15 protein-coding genes and 1 pseudogene are annotated in these 16663 nt (G+C 59.3%); 15 read left to right on the forward strand and 1 reads right to left on the reverse strand.

Features of this window, described 5'->3' with window-relative positions; all coding sequences use genetic code 11:
• Positions 1 to 92 precede the first annotated feature (92 nt).
• Positions 93 to 1490 (reverse strand): chromosomal replication initiator protein DnaA, encoded by a 1398-nt coding sequence (gene dnaA / locus C795_RS0105155; RefSeq protein ID WP_232225438.1) that lies wholly within the window; start codon positions 1488 to 1490, stop codon positions 93 to 95.
• A gap of 422 nt (positions 1491 to 1912) precedes the next feature.
• Between dnaA and rpmH the strand changes: the two genes are divergently transcribed.
• The 15 genes and pseudogenes from rpmH to C795_RS0105225 form a co-directional block, all read left to right on the forward strand.
• Entirely contained in the window at positions 1913 to 2050 is a 138-nt protein-coding gene (rpmH, locus tag C795_RS0105160; RefSeq protein WP_017792693.1) for a 50S ribosomal protein L34, read from the forward strand.
• Between the two features lie 24 nt (positions 2051 to 2074).
• Positions 2075 to 2437, forward strand: coding sequence for a ribonuclease P protein component (gene rnpA / locus C795_RS0105165; protein WP_026139464.1), 363 nt, complete (start codon positions 2075 to 2077; stop codon positions 2435 to 2437).
• A 38-nt stretch (positions 2438 to 2475) separates the two neighbouring features.
• The gene (gene yidD, locus C795_RS0105170) at positions 2476 to 2748 is read left to right on the forward strand and encodes a membrane protein insertion efficiency factor YidD (protein ID WP_269569982.1); all 273 of its coding nucleotides are present in this window, start codon (positions 2476 to 2478) and stop codon (positions 2746 to 2748) included.
• Positions 2748 to 3716, forward strand: a complete 969-nt coding sequence (gene yidC / locus C795_RS0105175; protein ID WP_017792696.1) for a membrane protein insertase YidC — start codon at positions 2748 to 2750, stop codon at positions 3714 to 3716. Before yidD ends, yidC begins: the two co-directional genes overlap by 1 nt.
• A complete protein-coding gene (locus C795_RS0105180) occupies positions 3713 to 4237 on the forward strand; it encodes a Jag family protein (protein ID WP_017792697.1) in 525 nt (174 codons plus the stop codon). Before yidC ends, C795_RS0105180 begins: the two co-directional genes overlap by 4 nt.
• A gap of 110 nt (positions 4238 to 4347) precedes the next feature.
• Positions 4348 to 4656, forward strand: a pseudogene (locus C795_RS17150) (RsmG family class I SAM-dependent methyltransferase); the annotation flags it as partial.
• Positions 4657 to 4680: 24 nt separating this feature from the next.
• Positions 4681 to 5232 carry a 16S rRNA (guanine(527)-N(7))-methyltransferase RsmG gene (locus C795_RS17825; protein ID WP_408605758.1) on the forward strand — a complete coding sequence of 184 codons (552 nt, stop codon included), beginning with the start codon at positions 4681 to 4683 and terminating at the stop codon, positions 5230 to 5232.
• Positions 5225 to 6130 carry a ParA family protein gene (locus C795_RS0105190; protein ID WP_017792699.1) on the forward strand — a complete coding sequence of 302 codons (906 nt, stop codon included), beginning with the start codon at positions 5225 to 5227 and terminating at the stop codon, positions 6128 to 6130. Before C795_RS17825 ends, C795_RS0105190 begins: the two co-directional genes overlap by 8 nt.
• 3 nt (positions 6131 to 6133) lie before the next feature.
• Positions 6134 to 7207, forward strand: coding sequence for a ParB/RepB/Spo0J family partition protein (locus C795_RS0105195; RefSeq protein WP_017792700.1), 1074 nt, complete (start codon positions 6134 to 6136; stop codon positions 7205 to 7207).
• 149 nt (positions 7208 to 7356) lie between these two features.
• On the forward strand, positions 7357 to 7806 hold the full coding sequence (locus C795_RS0105200) for an SRPBCC family protein (protein WP_026139467.1): 450 nt from the start codon (positions 7357 to 7359) through the stop codon (positions 7804 to 7806).
• Positions 7807 to 7974: 168 nt separating this feature from the next.
• Complete coding sequence (locus C795_RS0105205; RefSeq protein WP_026139468.1) at positions 7975 to 9543, forward strand: type I restriction-modification system subunit M; 1569 nt, start codon at positions 7975 to 7977, stop codon at positions 9541 to 9543.
• Entirely contained in the window at positions 9540 to 10745 is a 1206-nt protein-coding gene (locus C795_RS0105210) for a restriction endonuclease subunit S (RefSeq protein ID WP_026139469.1), read from the forward strand. The genes C795_RS0105205 and C795_RS0105210 overlap by 4 nt, the downstream gene beginning before the upstream one ends.
• Positions 10742 to 13819 (forward strand): type I restriction endonuclease subunit R, encoded by a 3078-nt coding sequence (locus C795_RS0105215; protein ID WP_017792704.1) that lies wholly within the window; start codon positions 10742 to 10744, stop codon positions 13817 to 13819. Before C795_RS0105210 ends, C795_RS0105215 begins: the two co-directional genes overlap by 4 nt.
• Positions 13785 to 16112: an AAA family ATPase gene (locus tag C795_RS17685; RefSeq protein WP_269569981.1), complete on the forward strand. Its 2328-nt coding sequence runs from the start codon at positions 13785 to 13787 to the stop codon at positions 16110 to 16112. The genes C795_RS0105215 and C795_RS17685 overlap by 35 nt, the downstream gene beginning before the upstream one ends.
• 40 nt (positions 16113 to 16152) lie before the next feature.
• Positions 16153 to 16663: 5-methylcytosine restriction system specificity protein McrC (locus C795_RS0105225; protein WP_017792706.1), on the forward strand; the 511-nt coding region annotated here is incomplete at its 3' end.

Raw genomic sequence — 16663 nt, forward strand, 5'->3', positions numbered from 1 at the left:
GGCGACCCAAAGTTATCCACAGCGACACGCGAGCTATCCCCAGTTATCCACAGTCGGGTATAAACCTGGGGATAACGGAGTGGGCGTGGCATCTACTTGGATCCCTGCTTGATACGGGTGGTGAGCTCGGTCACCTGGTTGTAGATCGACCGACGCTCCGCAATCAGCTGCGAAATCTTCTTGTGCGCGTACATCACGGTGGTGTGATCACGGCCGCCAAACAGTTGCCCGATCTTGGGAAGTGACAGCGGGGTGAGCTCGCGGCACAGGTACATGGCGATCTGACGGGCCGTCGCGATCTGCTGCGCGCGGGTCGGCCCGTAGAGATCATCCACTGAGAGGTCGAAGTATTCGGCCGTGCGCGTGATGATGTCGGTGGGCTGCACCTCGTTGTCGGCGTCCAGCGTGATGAGGTCCTTCAGCACCGTGTGCACGAGTGGCATATCGATGGGCTGCTGGTTCAGACTTGCGTAGGCGGTCACGCGAATGAGCGTGCCCTCGAGTTCACGAATGTTCGACGAGAACTTGCTCGCGATGAACTCCAGGACGTTGTGATCGACCTCGAGGTTCTCGCGCTGGGCCTTCTTACGCAGAATCGCAATTCGCGTCTCGAGATCCGGTGCCTGAATATCGGTGAGCAGACCCCATTCGAAGCGCGAGAGCATGCGCTCCTCGAAGCCGCGCAGCTGCTTGGGCTGCACATCGCTCGTGATCACGACCTGCTTGTTGTGATCGTGCAGCGTGTTGAAGGTGTGGAAGAACGCTTCCTGGGTCTCGACCTTGTCCTCGAGGAACTGAATATCGTCGACGAGCAGAATGTCCACGCTGCGGTAGCGCGCGTGAAACGCTGCACCCTGGTTGTTCGCGATCGAGTTGATGAAGTCGTTCGTGAAGTCCTCGGAGCTGACGTAGCGCACGCGCACGTCGGGGAACAGCTCGCGGGCGTAGTGGCCGATGGCGTGCAGCAGGTGGGTCTTGCCCAGGCCCGAGTCACCGTAGATGAAGAGTGGGTTGTAGGCCCGTGCCGGCGCCTCGGCGACCGCGACCGCGGCCGCGTGAGCGAAACGGTTGGACTGGCCGATCACAAAACTGTCGAACGCGTACTTGGCATTCAGGCGACCCTCGCCCGGCTCACCGACGCCGTGGCGGGTGCGCGGCTCGACAACGGGGCGCGGCGCGGGCTCGCCGCGGAGCTCGGTCGGAAACTGGCTGACGGGTGCGAGAGGAGCCTGAGGTGCAACGACCTCGACCGGCTCCGGATCAATGATGGGGTGCGCGGTTTCGTCGACCATCACCACAAAGTTGTCGATCGCGTTCGCCTCGGGAATGCCGGCGAGAGCCGACATGATGGCGGGGCGCAGCCGGCTTTCGAGCAGCTTGAGGGTGAAGTCGAGCTGCACCGCAAGATAGAGCGTGCCCGCGGCGAGGCCGCGAGGAACAGCGAGCGCCAGCTGGGCACCCACAGCGGGCCCGACTGCGGGGTCGCTCATTACTGCTTGGGTGACCTGTTCCCAGATCTCCTGAAGTTCCTCGTCTGTCACGCGTGTACCCGGCCCTAATAAAGTAATGAGATGGTTCGATGTTATACCCAGGCTTATCCACAAGCCATGTGTGGTTCTGGCGCGTGATTCCGTGACTTACTCACACTGCCAGAACATCAGGCCAACGTTAGTCACAGATTTGTCCACAGGCAAGCTTCGGCTGTTTGTTCGAGGCAATCTGCGAAGAATGGGCACGCAAAAGGCGCACGCCATATAGGGGCACGGGTGCTCGTGTTGACGATGCGCCCAAAAGCGCGTAAGCTTTCAATCTTGTATGGGCGACAGCTCACAGCTGTCCTGCCCAAATCCGACTTCCTCGACCATCACCAGAGTGCTCGGGGATCTATTCCAAAAGTCACGGAGTATTACAAATGAGCAAGCGCACTTTCCAGCCAAACAACCGCCGCCGCGCAAAGGTTCACGGTTTCCGTAGCCGCATGCGCACCCGCGCCGGCCGTGCAATCCTCGCCGCACGTCGCGGCAAGGGCCGCACGAAGCTCAGCGCGTAACTAGCAGCCTCCCCTTTTACGATCATGCCCGCGAGGCAGCATCGCATTACTCGGGGAGAGGATTACCGACGCACTGTGCGTACGGGTCGCCGCGTGGGTGGTGCTTATTGCATCACCCACGCGGTTTTCTCTACCCCCGACTCCCCCGCACGCTACGGATTCATCATCTCGAAAGCCGTCGGTAACGCGGTCACCCGCAACCTGATCCGGCGCAGACTCAAGACGATTGTTGAGCGCCGCATCAATCAGGGTGCCGCGGGCGTGGACATCGTATTTCGGGCCTTCCCTCAGATCGTCGACGCCAGTTTCGAGGAGCTCGAGGCCGAGGTCGGCCGCGCGCTCGATCGAGCCGAGAAGTACCGCCCCGCCGAGGTGCCGGTGCCGTGAGACCGATGCTCGAGGTGTATCTGCTGCCACGTAACGCGATGATCGCGTTCATGCTGGCCTACCGCAAGGTGATCTCGCCGCTGTATGGCGAGGTGTGCAGGTATTACCCATCGTGCTCCCGATACTCTCTTGAGGCATACCAGCAGCGCGGCTTTATTGTGGGTGTCGCGCTGACCGCGTGGCGGCTACTGCGCTGCAACCCCTTGAGCCCGGGCGGAATCGATGATGTACCGCCGCCCGCGCACGAACGATTTAAGACTTCACCTCGCGGATTCGTCCGCCCCTCCTTATCGAAAGGCCTAGTCTCGTGATGGACTTCTTCGAAACTATACTTTGGCCGCTGCGCTGGCTCGTTGAGCTGGTGCTCGCGGTCTGGCACCAGGTATTTACCTGGGTGGGGCTGGACCCGAACTCGGGTGTGACCTGGGTGCTGTCGATCCTCGGCCTCGTCGTCGTGGTGCGTGCGGCTCTCGTGCCCGTGACGGTGCGACAGATCAAGTCGCAGCGCCGCATGATGGATCTCGCACCCGAGATGAAGAAGATCCAGGACAAATACAAGGGCAAGAAGGATCAGTTCTCGCGCGAGGCCATGAGCCGCGAGACGATGGGCCTGTACAAGAAGCACGGCACGAACCCGTTCGCTTCGTGCCTGCCCATTCTGATCCAGATGCCGATCTTCTTCTCGCTGTTCTACGTGCTGCGCCAGGCGTCAGGCGCCATGGGCAGCGGCGGCAACGGCTCGGGCCAGGCCGGCATTGGCATGATGACGCAGGAGCTCACCGACAGCTTCAACCAGGCCGAGATCTTTGGTGCTCCCATCAAGATGACCTTCACCCAGGGCTGGGAGCAGGGCAACTGGATCGTCGTCGTCATGCTCGGCCTGATCATGCTGCTCATGATCGCCTCGCAGTTCTTCACGCAGCTGCAGATCATGTCGAAGAACGTGTCTGACGAGACGAAGAACTCGCCGATGTACCGCCAGCAGAAGATCATGCTGTACATCATTCCCTTCGCGTTCCTGTTCTCAGGCGTGACCTTCCCCCTCGCACTCAACATCTACTGGTTCTCGTCGAACCTGTGGACCATGGGTCAGCAGTTCATCGTGATCCGCAGCATGCCCACCCCCGGCAGCGACGCGTGGCGTGCGCGCCAGGCCCGTCTGAAGGCAAAGGGTAAGCTCAAGGAAGACGAAGCGACGCCCGAGGAGCAGGCCAAGCTTGACCAGGGTCAGCGCCAGCAGCCGGTGAGCTCGAAGCGCGCAAAGAAGAAGAAAAAGTGAGTGAGGCAGCAGTGACCACGGCTACACCACAGGATCGTCCCGCTGAGGATCTAACGCTCGAGGAGCTCGAGGCCGACGGCGATCGCGCCGCCGACTACATCGAGGGCCTGCTCGACATCGCCGATCTCGATGGCGACATCGATATCGACGTTGCCAACGGGCGCGCATACGTGTCGGTCACCGGCGACGACGCCGAGCTCGACCGCATCGCCACCCCCGACGTGGTGCAGGCGCTGCAGGATCTCACGCGCCTCGCAGTGCAGACCCACACTGGTCGCTTCTCGCGCCTCATCGTCGACGTCGGCGGCTCGCGCGACGCGCGCACGATCCAGCTCCAGGGCATGGTCGACGCTGCGATCGCACAGATCGCCGCCGGCAAGGATCAGGTGGCGCTCGAGCCCATGTCGTCGTACGAGCGTAAGCTCGTGCACGACGAGGTCGCTTCGCGCGGGTACCACTCTGAGTCTCAGGGCGAGGGCCGCGACCGCCGCCTCGTTATCACCGCGGCCTCCGCGGCCTAGGGCGCGCCGTGACTGTTTCACGTGAAACCGGCTCGGGCGCGTCGGATGCTGAGCTTGCTGCTGTGAGCGCCGGATCGGCTCCCGCTGCCGCGGGCAGCTCGGATGCTTCGGTGGCTTCGGCCGCTTCGGCGGACGAAGCCGCGGCTCCCGCACCTGCCGCCGCGATCGAGGCCGAGCCGGCTGCCGCCGCGATCCTTGCGGGCGACCAGATCGATGTGCTGCGCGCGTTCGCGGCCGACCTCGGTGCGCGCGGCGAAGAGCTCGGCCTGATCGGCCCGCTCGAGCTGCCGCGCCTCTGGACGCGCCACCTCGTCAACAGCGCGCTGCTCGCTCCCCTGATCAAGTCCGGCGCGACCGTCGCCGACATTGGCACGGGCGGCGGCATGCCGGGCCTCGTGCTCGCGATCTGCCGACCCGACGCGATGTTCTTCTTCATCGAGCCGATGGAGCGCCGCTGCGCGTGGCTCAACGAGCAGATCGAGCTGCTCGGCCTCACGAACGCCGAGGTCAAGCGCGGCCGCGTCGAGGAGTTCCACGATGCGTTCGAGGTCGACCAGGTCACGGCTCCCCCCCCGCCCCCCCCCCCGAAGCCCCGCCCCCCCCCCGCCCCCCCCCCCCCCCCCGTTTTCTTCTTCGTCGAGCCGATGGAGCGCCGCTGCGCGTGGCTCAACGAGCAGATCGAGCTGCTCGGCCTCACGAACGCCGAGGTCAAGCGCGGCCGCGTCGAGGAGTTCCACGATGCGTTCGAGGTCGACCAGGTCACGGCTCGCGCCGTGACCGCGCTCAAGAAGCTCGTGCCCATCACGGCACCGCTCTTGCGCGACGGCGGCGAGATGCTGTTCCTCAAGGGCGCATCGGTCGAGAACGAGATCGAGGCGGCCGAAAAGCCGCTGCGCAAGCACCGCGTGCGCGAGATTTCGGTTGAAGAACTCGGCGCGGATCTGGATGTAGAGACCACACGGGTGTTTCGGGCTAAAATCGTGAGACATGGCTGAAGCTGAGAAGTCCCTCGTTGGCGACCACCTGGTCGACAAAATTCGGCGACGCCGCAAGCTCGCCGAAACCGTCTCTCCCCTGCCCGAGAAGACGCGCGTCATCACGGTGTCCAACCAGAAGGGCGGCGTCGGCAAGACGACGACGACCGTGAACCTGGCGTCGGCGCTCGCGCGCCGCGGCGCCAACGTGCTCGTCATCGACCTCGACCCGCAGGGCAACTCGTCGACCGCGCTCGGTGTGAACCACCGACCCGAGGTCACGAGCATCTACGACGTGCTGCTCGGCGACAACGAGATCGCCGACGCGGTCGCGCAGTCGACCGACCACGAAAACCTGAAGTGCGTGCCGTCGACCATCAACCTCGCCGGCGCCGAGATCGAGCTCGTCTCGCTCGTGGCCCGCGAGCAACGGCTGCGCACCGCGCTGCAGACCTTCCTCGATGGCGCCGATCGCATGTACCACTACGTGTTCATCGACTGCCCACCGTCGCTCGGCCTGCTCACGGTGAACGCGTTCGTGGCGGCCGACGAGGTGTTGATTCCCATCCAGTGCGAGTACTACGCGCTCGAGGGCCTCAGCCAGCTGCTCAACAACATCAAGCTGATCCAGAAGCACCTGAACCCGGGGCTCCACGTTTCGACGATCATGCTTACCATGTACGACGCCCGCACCAACCTGGCGCAGGAGGTCGCGAACGAGGTTCGCACCCACTTCCCCGCCGAGGTGCTCGGCGCCGTCATTCCCCGTTCGGTGCGCATTTCGGAGGCACCGAGCTACGGGCAGACGGTGCTTGCGTATGATCCGGCATCGATTGGCGCGTTGGCCTATCTCGAGGCCGCGGCCGAGATGGCCGAGCGCGGCGTGCCCAAGCAGTCACCAGTGAAGGAAGGGGCGTAGCTCATGACCGCCAAGAAACGTAGCGGCCTGGGTCGCGGAATCGGTGCGCTGATTCCGCAGTCACCCACGACGGGCGACCGTCCCGTCGATGTGTTCTTCCCGCAGGCGCCGGCTTCGGAAGCCGCCGATGCGGCGGCTCCCGCTGTCGACGAGGCTTCGGCTGAGGCTGCTCCCCCGGCCGCGAAGAAGCCTGCGCGTGCGCGCAAGGCTGCGGCCGCGGCTCCGGATCAGGGCGGCGATAGCGAGCTGAAGGCCGTGCCCGGGGCGCAGCTGACGCATCTCGCCGTCGATGACGTGGTGCCCAACCAGTCGCAGCCGCGTACCGAGTTTGACGAGGACGCGCTCGACGAGCTGACGCACAGCGTGCGCGAGTTTGGCGTGTTTCAGCCGATCGTGGTTCGCGCGATTGAGCCGGCTCCCAAGAAGGGGCCGAAGTACGAGCTCATCATGGGTGAGCGTCGCCTCCGCGCTTCAAAGCGTGCGGGCCTCGACTCGATCCCCGCGATTGTGCGGTCGACGGCCGACGAGCACATGCTGCGCGACGCGCTGCTCGAGAACCTGCACCGCGCGCAGCTGAACCCGCTGGAAGAGGCGTCAGCGTATCAGCAGCTGCTCGCCGACTTTGGCATTACGCAGGAGCAGCTCGCGACCCGCATCGGCCGCTCACGCCCGCAGGTGTCGAACACGATTCGCCTCTTGCGTCTGCCCGAGACCGTGCAGGCGAAGGTCGCGGCCGGCGTGTTGTCGGCTGGCCATGCGCGTGCGATCCTGTCGCTCGATGGTGATGCCGCGGCGATGGAGCAGCTGGCCAACAAGATCATCAACGAGGGTCTGTCGGTGCGTGCAGCTGAGGCCGCCGCGGCCGAGGAGCCCAAGCGCAAGATGCCTAAGCCCCGCGCGGGCGGCGTGCAGGCGCAGCTCGGCGAGATCGCGGATCGCCTGGGCGACCGCTTTGACACCCGCGTTGCGGTGAAGCTGGGCGCCAAGAAGGGCCAGATCATCATCGACTTCGCGACGATTGCAGACCTGAAGCGGGTGCTGTCGGAGCTCGGTGACCCCGGGTTTGGGCAGGGCTAACTTTTAGTTGGACTAAAACTCGGGCTTTTGCCTGTGCGCTTGGGGCGGGTTCGTGGTTGCGGGCCCGCCCCTGTTGCGTGCTGGGGCACGTACTCTCTGCTCCCCTGGTTTCGCTGTTGGTGCGGTGCTGGTTGTGCTTGACTGCTGGTATGAGTGAACAACCAATGGTGGTCTCGGCAGAACTCGAGATCGCGGCCGACGCCGCGACGATCTTCGAACTCATTGCGGACCCGTCGTTGCAGCCGACCTGGGACGGCAACGACAACCTCGCCTCGGCGGCCCCGGGCCAGCGCGTGCACGCCGTGGGCGACGTCTTTGTGATGGTGAACAAGCCCGACCGGGTGCGCGAGAACCACATCGTCGAGTTCGAGGAGGGCCGGCTGATCGCGTGGCAGCCGTCGCTGCCGGGCGGCGAACCATTCGGCCAGCTCTGGCGGTGGGAGCTCACTCCCCTTTCATCTGAGGTCACCCTGGTGAAGCATTCGTATGACTGGTCACAGCTGCACGATGAAGCGCGGTTGGAGCGGGCGCGGGCTACGACTTCGGAGAAGTTGATGGGGTCGGTTGAGCGGCTTGCGGAGGCTGCAAGTAACCACTAATTCCTTGACCGCATCTCCTGCTGTGCTTTCGAGCATTGGCGCGTCACAAAGGAAACCAAAGGCATAGCCACGACCACATTGAATTCAAGATTGTCGTTGGTGCGCGCTACGGTAAGACAAGTGGCGACTAGCGCGCCATTTTTGAGTGGTTGCACGGGGAGAAAGCTGATGACAGACGGTATGAAAGAACTACAGCGGGCAGAGCTTCACAAAACCATCTGGCAGGTTGCGAACGACCTTCGCGGTTCGGTCGATGGGTGGGACTTCAAATCGTATGTGCTTGGGATGCTGTTCTACCGGTTCATCTCTGAAAACCTCACTACCTACATCAACAAGGGTGAGCGTGAAGCTGGAGCGCCCGACTTTGACTTCACTCATCTTTCAGACGAAGACGCCGAGTTCGCTCGCGAGGAGATCGTTGCTGAGAAGGGCTTTTTCATTAAGCCTTCTGAGCTGTTCCAGAATGTGCGCAAGAAAGCCGCCTCAAACGAGAACCTCAACGAGACGCTTGAGTCGATCTTCCGTGACATCGAAGGTTCCGCCGTCGGCACCGACAGCGAGGACGACCTCAAAGGCCTCTTTGACGACCTGAACGTGAATAGCTCAAAGCTCGGTAATACGGTCGCGAAGCGCAACGAGAAGCTCGTGAAACTGCTCGATGCGATCGGAAGTCTCCCACTCGGGGGTGAGTTCGCAGACAACTCGATCGACTTGTTTGGTGACGCGTACGAGTACCTCATGCAGATGTACGCGTCGAGTGCCGGAAAGTCTGGTGGTGAGTATTACACGCCTCAAGAGGTGTCTGAGCTACTCGCGCACATCACCACGATGGGAAAGAAGCGGGTCAACAAAGTGTACGACCCGGCCGCAGGCTCGGGCTCGCTACTGCTGAAGTTCGCGAAGGTGCTCGGCAAAGAAAACGTGGGCGGCTTCTACGGCCAAGAGATCAACCTCACGACCTACAACCTCGCCCGCATCAACATGTTCCTCCACGATGTGAACTACGAAAAGTTCGACCTCGCCCTCGGCGACACCCTGCTCGAGCCTGCCCACTGGGACGACGAACCATTCGAAGCAATCGTTTCGAATCCGCCCTACTCCATCAAGTGGGATGGTGACGCAAACCCGCTCCTCATCAACGATCCCCGCTTCGCACCTGCGGGCGTGCTGGCGCCGAAGTCGAAGGCTGATCTGGCGTTCACGATGCACATGCTGCATTGGCTCGCGACCGACGGCACCGCTGCGATCGTCGAGTTCCCTGGTGTGCTGTATCGGGGTGGTGCGGAGCAGAAGATCCGTAAGTACCTGATCGACAACAACTATGTCGAAGCGGTGATCCAATTGCCGCCGGATCTGTTCTTTGGCACCACGATCGGCACCTGCATCATCGTGCTCAAGAAGTCAAAGAAAACCAACGACGTGCTGTTTGTTGATGCGTCGGCAGAGTTTGTGCGCTCGGGCAATAAGAACAAGCTCTCGCCCGACAACCTGCAGAACATTCTCATGGCGCTCGAGGACCGCGAACACCAGGACTATTTTGCGACCATGATCGCAAACAGTGCGATCGCGGAAAACGACTACAACATCGCCGTCTCCTCGTACGTCGAGGCGGAAGACACCCGTGAAGTGATCAACATCACCGAGCTGAATGCGCGGATCGAGCAGATCGTGGCGAGTCAGTCCGAGCTACGCGTCAAGATTGATGCGATCGTCGCTGATCTGGAGGGTGTGAAGTGAGCCGCATCGATGACCTGATCGCGAAACACTGCCCTGACGGTGTCAGACACGTCGCTTTGTCTGAAGTGGCCGAGTACTCGCCGACACGCGTCGACGCAGCTGATCTGGACGGCACGAGCTTTGTCGGTGTGGATAATTTAGTTGCTGAAAAAGGTGGGCGCATTAATGCGAGTTATCTGCCGAACACTACGCGCCTGACTGCGTATGAGTCTGGAGATATTCTTCTCGGAAACATACGGCCGTATCTCAAGAAAGTCTGGCTCGCGTCGAACTCCGGTGGCTGTAGCGGTGACGTACTTGCTATTCGAATCAAACAAGCAGCGCAGACATCTCTCACTCCGGAATTTCTTTACTACGCTCTCTCTTCCGATGGCTTTTTCGCCTATAACATGCAGCATGCCAAGGGTGCGAAAATGCCGCGGGGAAACAAGGCCGCAATCCTGAACTACGTAATCCCGGTTCCGCCGCTTGAGGTGCAGCGTGCGATCGTTGAGGTGTTGGATACGTTTAGTAAGCTGGAAGCGGAGCTGGAAGCGGAGCTGGAAGCCCGCAAACAGCAATACGAACACTACCGAACAGAACTTCTTGCCTCTGTGGAATCTGCTGAATGGAGTACCCTTGGTGCGATCAGCGATCGAGTGTCTTCTGGGGCTACCCCCAAAGCAGGCAAGCGAGAGTTTTACGAGGGCGGCACTATTCCTTGGCTTCGCACCGGCGAAGTGACGTTCGGTGAGGTCTGGGACACTGAGGTCAAGATCACCGAGCACGCATTGGAAACCACAGGTGTTTCATGGATCAAAGAGAACTGTGTGATTATTGCCATCTCAGGCGCAACAGCTGCTCGCTCTGCAATCAACAAGATTCCACTCACGACGAACCAGCACTGTTGCAATCTTCAGATCAACGAAGACCGTGCAGATTACCGCTTCGTCTTCTACTGGGTGAGCTCAAAATATGAAGAACTTAAATCACGTGGGCGAGGCGCTCGGGCTGATTTGAATGCAAAGCTCATCAAGGACTTCGCGATACCCGTTCCGCCGCTCGACGAGCAGCGGCGTATTGTCACGATCCTCGATAGTTTCGACTCGCTCGTAAATGATCTGAGCATCGGCCTCCCAGCGGAGTTGGCTGCTCGTCGTCAACAATACGAGTACTACCGCGACAAGCTGCTCACCTTTAAAGAACTGAAGGCGGCAGCATGACCGGCTCGAGCGTGAACTACGACCTGATCGCGTTTGGTGGCGAGTCGACCGTTGTTGTCGAGTACGAGCCCGACCCGCGCGATCAAGCGTCGTATCAGTCAGAGTTGCAGTTGGAGAATGAGTTCATTCGGCAGCTCGAGTCGCAAGCTTACGAGCGGGTATTCATAACGAGCGAAGCGGACCTCATCGTGAACCTCCGCGCTCAGCTCGAAGTGCTCAACGACTACCGATTCTCGGACGAAGAATGGAAGCGATTCTTCACCGAACGCATCGCATCAACAGGTGACGGCATCGTTGAGAAGACTGTCCGTGTCCAAGAAGATCACGTGCAGCTGCTTACGCGTGATGATGGTTCGACGAAGAACATCACTCTGCTTGATAAGCGTGACATTCATAACAACCGGCTCCAGGTCATCAACCAGTACGCGGTCGATCGCGGTGAGGGCGGCGCGTCCTTCTCAAACCGTTATGACGTGACGGTCCTCGTGAATGGTCTGCCGATGGTGCATGTGGAGTTGAAACGTCGCGGTGTGCCGATTCGCGAGGCGTTTAACCAGATCGACCGGTACCAGCGTGACAGCTTCTGGGCAGGCTCTGGCCTCTTCGAGTATGTGCAGCTGTTCGTGATTTCGAACGGTACGCAGACGAAGTACTACTCGAACACCACCCGTCGTCAACACGTTGCTGACCAGCATGGTTCCCGGCGCACGAAGAAGACGTCGAACAGTTTCGAGTTCACGTCGTGGTGGGCTGATGCTCGGAATAAGCCGATCCTGGATTTGACGGCGTTCTCGAAGACGTTTTTCGCGAAGCACGCCCTGCTGAACATTCTCACTCGCTACTGCGTGCTCACGAGCGACCGGCTGCTGTTGGTGATGCGCCCGTACCAGATCGTGGCGACCGAGAAGATTCTGCAGAAGATCGACATCTCGACGAACTACAAGACACTCGGCACTCGTGACGCGGGCGGGTACGTGTGGCACACCACCGGCTCGGGCAAGACGCTCACCTCGTTCAAAACCGCGCAGCTCGCATCCCGTGTCGAGTCCGTCGACAAGGTGTTGTTCGTGGTTGACCGTAAGGACCTCGACTATCAGACCATGAAGGAGTATGACCGCTTCGAGAAGGGGTCAGCGAACTCGAACACGTCGACGGCGGTGCTGAAGCGTCAGCTTGAGGATCCGTCGAAGAAGATCATCATCACGACGATCCAGAAGCTCTCAAATTTCATCAGCGGCAACAAGGGTCACGACGTCTACTCGGGGCATGTGGTGTTGATTTTTGATGAGTGTCACCGTTCCCAGTTCGGGGACATGCATACCGCGATCACGAGGGCGTTCAAGCGGTACAACCTGTTCGGGTTCACTGGCACCCCGATCTTTGCCGAGAACTCCGGCAGCGGCGGCAACCCGCAGTTGAAGACCACGGAGCAGGCATTCGGTGACAAGCTTCACACATACACGATCGTGGATGCAATCAATGACAAGAACGTGCTGCCGTTCCGTATCGACTACGTCAACACCATCAAGGTCGGCACTACCGGTGACAAGCAGGTTTCGGCGATCGATACCGAGAATGCGCTTCTCGCTCCTGCCCGTGTGTCGCAGGTGACGAATTACATTCTTGAGCATTTCGACCAGAAGACCAGGCGGCAAGAAGGCTACGCGCTCGGTGAGCGGCGTGTGAAGGGCTTCAACTCGATCTTTGCCACCGCATCGATCACTGCAGCACGCACTTACTATCAAGAGTTCAAGAGCCAGCAGGAAGGCCTGTTGCCGGATCAGCGGCTCAAGGTCGCGACGATCTTCTCGTACGCTGCGAACCCCGACAGTGAAGACGGGCTGCTCGATGAGGAGGGCTTCGAAACTGACGCTCTCTCGGGTGACGCACGTTCATTCCTCGAGACGGCGATCTCGGACTACAACCGCATGTTCGGTACCAGCTTCGATACGAGCTCGGATAGCTTTCAGAACTATTACAAGGATCTGTCGCAGAAGCTCAAGACGCGCGAGATCGATCTCGTCATCGTGGTGAACATGTTCCTCACGGGCTTCGACGCCACCACCCTCAACACGCTGTGGGTGGATAAGAACCTCCGCAGTCACGGCCTCATTCAGGCATACTCGCGTACGAACCGTATCCTGAACTCGGTGAAGACGTACGGCAACATCGTGAACTTCCGTGACCTTGAGGAAGCCACGAACGACGCGATCGCCCTCTTCGGTAATAAGGATGCGGCGGGGATTGTGCTGTTGAAGCCGTACCGTGAGTACTTCGACAGCTATGCCGAGAAGGTCACGCTGCTCATGCAGCAGTACCAGCCTGGTGCGCTGATCGTGGGCGAAGAAGCCAAGGTCGAGTTCGTGAAGCTCTACGGCGAGATACTTAAACTTCGCAACATTCTCACCTCGTTTGATGACTTCGAGAACGACGAGATACTCTCCGTCAGGGACATGCAGGACTACCAGTCCACCTACCTCGACCTGTGGAACGAGCGCAAACGCGCGACCCAGGCCGAGAAAGAAAGCATCATCGAGGACGTGGTCTTCGAGATCGAGCTGATCAAACAGGTCGAAATCAACGTCGACTACATCCTCATGATGGTGCAGAAATACCGCGAAGAACGCGGCGACGGCGACGACAAAGAACTACGTGCAGGCATCTCGCGTGCGATCGATTCGAGCCCGTCACTTCGGAACAAGAAGGACCTCATCGAGAACTTCGTCGATTCTGTATCGGTGAAGGGCGAAATCGAGGCCGAATGGCGTGCCTATGTTGCGGCGCAGCGCGAGAAGGAACTGGCTGAGATCATCGGGGCTGAAAACCTCAAGCCCGAGGAGACCGCCAGGTTCGTGGAGGCGGCGTTCCGCGACGGCGCACTCCGCACCACCGGCACCGCCATTACGAAGGTGCTGCCGCCGGTGTCACGATTCTCGAAAGACAAGAACCACAGTGCAAAGAAGCAACGAGTGATCCAACTGCTGGGTGAATTTTTCGAGCGATTTTTCGGCTTAGGTTCAAATTCAGGAGAAGAAAATAGTGTCAGACACCCCAGATTCATCACGCTTCCGTGACGGGCAAGAGGTCGAAAATACTTTGGACGCGCAGGATGATCCGTTTGCCTGGGTTCCGTTTTATCGAGCACTAGCTGAAAAGGTACTTGAATACGGCGATCGGCGGGACGAGCTTTTTGGCTTGATGCAGGAACTCTCACAAGTCGAACCATTGCTGAACTATTTACATTTCGAGAACCGGGAGTGGTGGGGGCCAAAGAAGTACAACGTAGACCCCTTCACAATAATTGGAGCCTTTAATAGAGGGACGAGTGCCGAGAATCGAACGATTCTTGCTTCAAAGCTTGCAGCGAAGCTGGGGCTCTCGATGGACGCGCCGACGCAGTTCGGTGGTATTCCGATACTAAACAACATGCAGTCCTCGTTCAGTGGTGTTGACGAGATCTGGGATCTGACAAGGTACGTCCTGCAATGTGGGGTCTTTGCTGACCTAAATGAGATGTTTGTGGAATTGTTTGACCGTGCTGTTGGAGCCGCAGGCAACGGTGCCGCATCGATCTCAATGGGGCTCTTCTGGATCCGTCCGGATCTTTTCATGCCCTTAGACAAAAACTCGCTCGCGCACATTAGGAAGACATATGGGCTTTCTGTCAATACGGGGAAAGGTAACGGTGCCGAGTACCTTGAATACCTAGGGAAGCTACATACTGTAGTTGAATCAAAGGCCCCGGGCCGAACCTTTCCCGAGATCTCACTTGAAGCCTGGACTAACGCGAACGCAGAGAAAGACCCGGCAGCTGACACCGCGGATCATGCACAGACCGGCCCCGCGGAAGTAGTACCGCAGGTCCCAGCTCATCGTGAGCAGCATGAAAAGAACACTATTCTTTTTGGCGCGCCCGGTACGGGCAAGACCTACAACACGATTGTGCACGCCGTCGCGATCATCGAAGAGGCTCCGCTTGAAACGGTGAAGAACGAACCGTATGCGGAGGTCTTTGCCCGTTACTCGCTCTATAAGCGAGAAGGGCTCATCGCGTTCACGACGTTCCACCAGTCGTTTGGGTATGAGGATTTTGTAGAGGGGATCCGCCCGACCCTATTCTCAACTGACCTCGGAAACGAGAATCAGCAACTCGGCTACGAGATCCATTCGGGTCTCTTTAAAACGTTCTGCGACACCGCTGCGGCTGCGGTGCCGGGAACTTCAGCAGAAGCGGACCTAGGCATTGGTAATAGCCCGACGGTGTGGAAAGTGTCGCTTGGAGGAACTGGGGTCAACCCCGTACGCACCGACTGCCTTGCGAACGGGCGAATTCGTATTTCGTGGGATGAGTATGGCGAATCGATCGATGAGACAACCGATTTTTCCTCCATGGGCGGGCGAGTGGTGCTAAATGCTTTCTATAACAAGATGCAGGTGGGAGATTTGGTCTTCTCGACATTCTCGAGCAAGTCGATTGACGCCATCGGCGTGATCACGGGGGAGCCTGAGTGGGACTCGAGCTTCGCCGACCACAAACGTGTGCGCTCGGTAACCTGGCTCGTCCAGGGCATCAACTATGACGTGGTCGACCTCAACGCGGGCAAGACCATGACGCTTTCGACGGTGTACCAGCTCTCGGTGTCAGCGACTGACGCGATCGACTTGCTGAAGGAGCTGAACCCCGGCCTATTCGCAGCGGTGCATGCGCCTTCGAACAAGGTCTTCATCATTGATGAGATCAACCGGGGCAATATCTCCAAGATTTTTGGTGAGCTCATCACATTGCTTGAACCGACGAAGCGCATCGGTGCCTCGGAAGAGCTACGTGTTACGTTGCCTTATTCGGGACAGCGTTTCGGTGTTCCCCAGAACGTTTACGTTATCGGTACGATGAATACCGCAGATCGTTCGATCGCCCTCATCGACTCTGCGCTCCGTCGACGGTTCGCGTTCCTGGAGACTCCGCCCGAGCCTGCGCTGCTTGCTCACATTAATGTTGGTGAGATCAACATCGGTCGGCTGCTTGAAATCTTGAACAAACGTATCACCGTGCTGCTCGACCGTGAGCATGTTGTTGGTCACGCCTACCTCATGCCGCTCGAGAACGAGCCAACGATTGGACACCTGGCACACATCTTTCGTCAACGTATTCTGCCACTCTTGCAGGAGTATTTCTTTGACGACTACGAGAAGATTCAGCTGGTGCTCGGAGACAACCAGAAGCTCACAGATGAAGCTCGATTTCTGGTGACAAGCTCAGAATTTGAAGGTTTGCTTGGCAGCGGCTACGGTGACGTGGCCGAAGAATTCTTCGAAGTGCAGCCGTCTGCGTTTGAGAACCCCGCAGCATATGCCTTCCTCAACTAAGAACTTCACTGTTACTGAGTTTGGTGGGTTTTGTAGAGGAGTGCAACACCCGACGCTCGTCACGCTACCGCCTGGTACGTTTGATGCCCTCGAAGCCTTCGTGCTGTCACAGGAGCTAGAAGAGAAGAGCGACGGGATGCACTTCTTTTCACTCGGTTTGAGGCGGGGCGTGGGCAAGATCATCGTCGCCAGAAATTATGTCGGGGTTATCACCCTGACCGACGGTACCGTCATCGAAGTGTTGCCTAAAATTGCTGGCGGTGGTGTGACGCACAGTGAGGCACGCAAGGTCTTTCTCGATATGTTGCGCACGGTCGACCACGTCGCATTCAAGAGCTCCAATCGATCTCATCTCGCCGAGGGTAACGTCACGCTCTTTGAGATTTTCATCGAGATGTTTCTTCTTGAGGCCGCCCGCGTGGTGCAACAAGGGCTGAAATCGAGCTATGTATCGGTGCAGAGCGATGAAGGGTATTTCAAAGGTCGTTTGTTGGTAGCCCAGAACATTAAGGAGAACCTCGTCCGTCGCGACCGCTTCTACGTCGAGCAGG

The organism is Leucobacter salsicius M1-8 (assembly GCF_000350525.1).
GTDB lineage: Bacteria > Actinomycetota > Actinomycetes > Actinomycetales > Microbacteriaceae > Leucobacter > Leucobacter salsicius.

What these genes read in the sequence shown, in the direction of transcription:
- dnaA (WP_232225438.1), bottom strand. Translation starts at nt 1,490, where the DNA reads ATGAGCGACCCCGCAGTCGGGCCCGCTGTGGGTGCCCAGCTGGCGCTC.
- rpmH (WP_017792693.1), top strand. Translation starts at nt 1,913, where the DNA reads ATGAGCAAGCGCACTTTCCAGCCAAACAACCGCCGCCGCGCAAAGGTT.
- rnpA (WP_026139464.1), top strand. Translation starts at nt 2,075, where the DNA reads ATGCCCGCGAGGCAGCATCGCATTACTCGGGGAGAGGATTACCGACGC.
- yidD (WP_269569982.1), top strand. Translation starts at nt 2,476, where the DNA reads ATGATCGCGTTCATGCTGGCCTACCGCAAGGTGATCTCGCCGCTGTAT.
- yidC (WP_017792696.1), top strand. Translation starts at nt 2,748, where the DNA reads ATGGACTTCTTCGAAACTATACTTTGGCCGCTGCGCTGGCTCGTTGAG.
- C795_RS17825 (WP_408605758.1), top strand. Translation starts at nt 4,681, where the DNA reads ATGGAGCGCCGCTGCGCGTGGCTCAACGAGCAGATCGAGCTGCTCGGC.
- C795_RS0105190 (WP_017792699.1), top strand. Translation starts at nt 5,225, where the DNA reads ATGGCTGAAGCTGAGAAGTCCCTCGTTGGCGACCACCTGGTCGACAAA.
- C795_RS0105195 (WP_017792700.1), top strand. Translation starts at nt 6,134, where the DNA reads ATGACCGCCAAGAAACGTAGCGGCCTGGGTCGCGGAATCGGTGCGCTG.
- C795_RS0105200 (WP_026139467.1), top strand. Translation starts at nt 7,357, where the DNA reads ATGAGTGAACAACCAATGGTGGTCTCGGCAGAACTCGAGATCGCGGCC.
- C795_RS0105205 (WP_026139468.1), top strand. Translation starts at nt 7,975, where the DNA reads ATGACAGACGGTATGAAAGAACTACAGCGGGCAGAGCTTCACAAAACC.
- C795_RS0105215 (WP_017792704.1), top strand. Translation starts at nt 10,742, where the DNA reads ATGACCGGCTCGAGCGTGAACTACGACCTGATCGCGTTTGGTGGCGAG.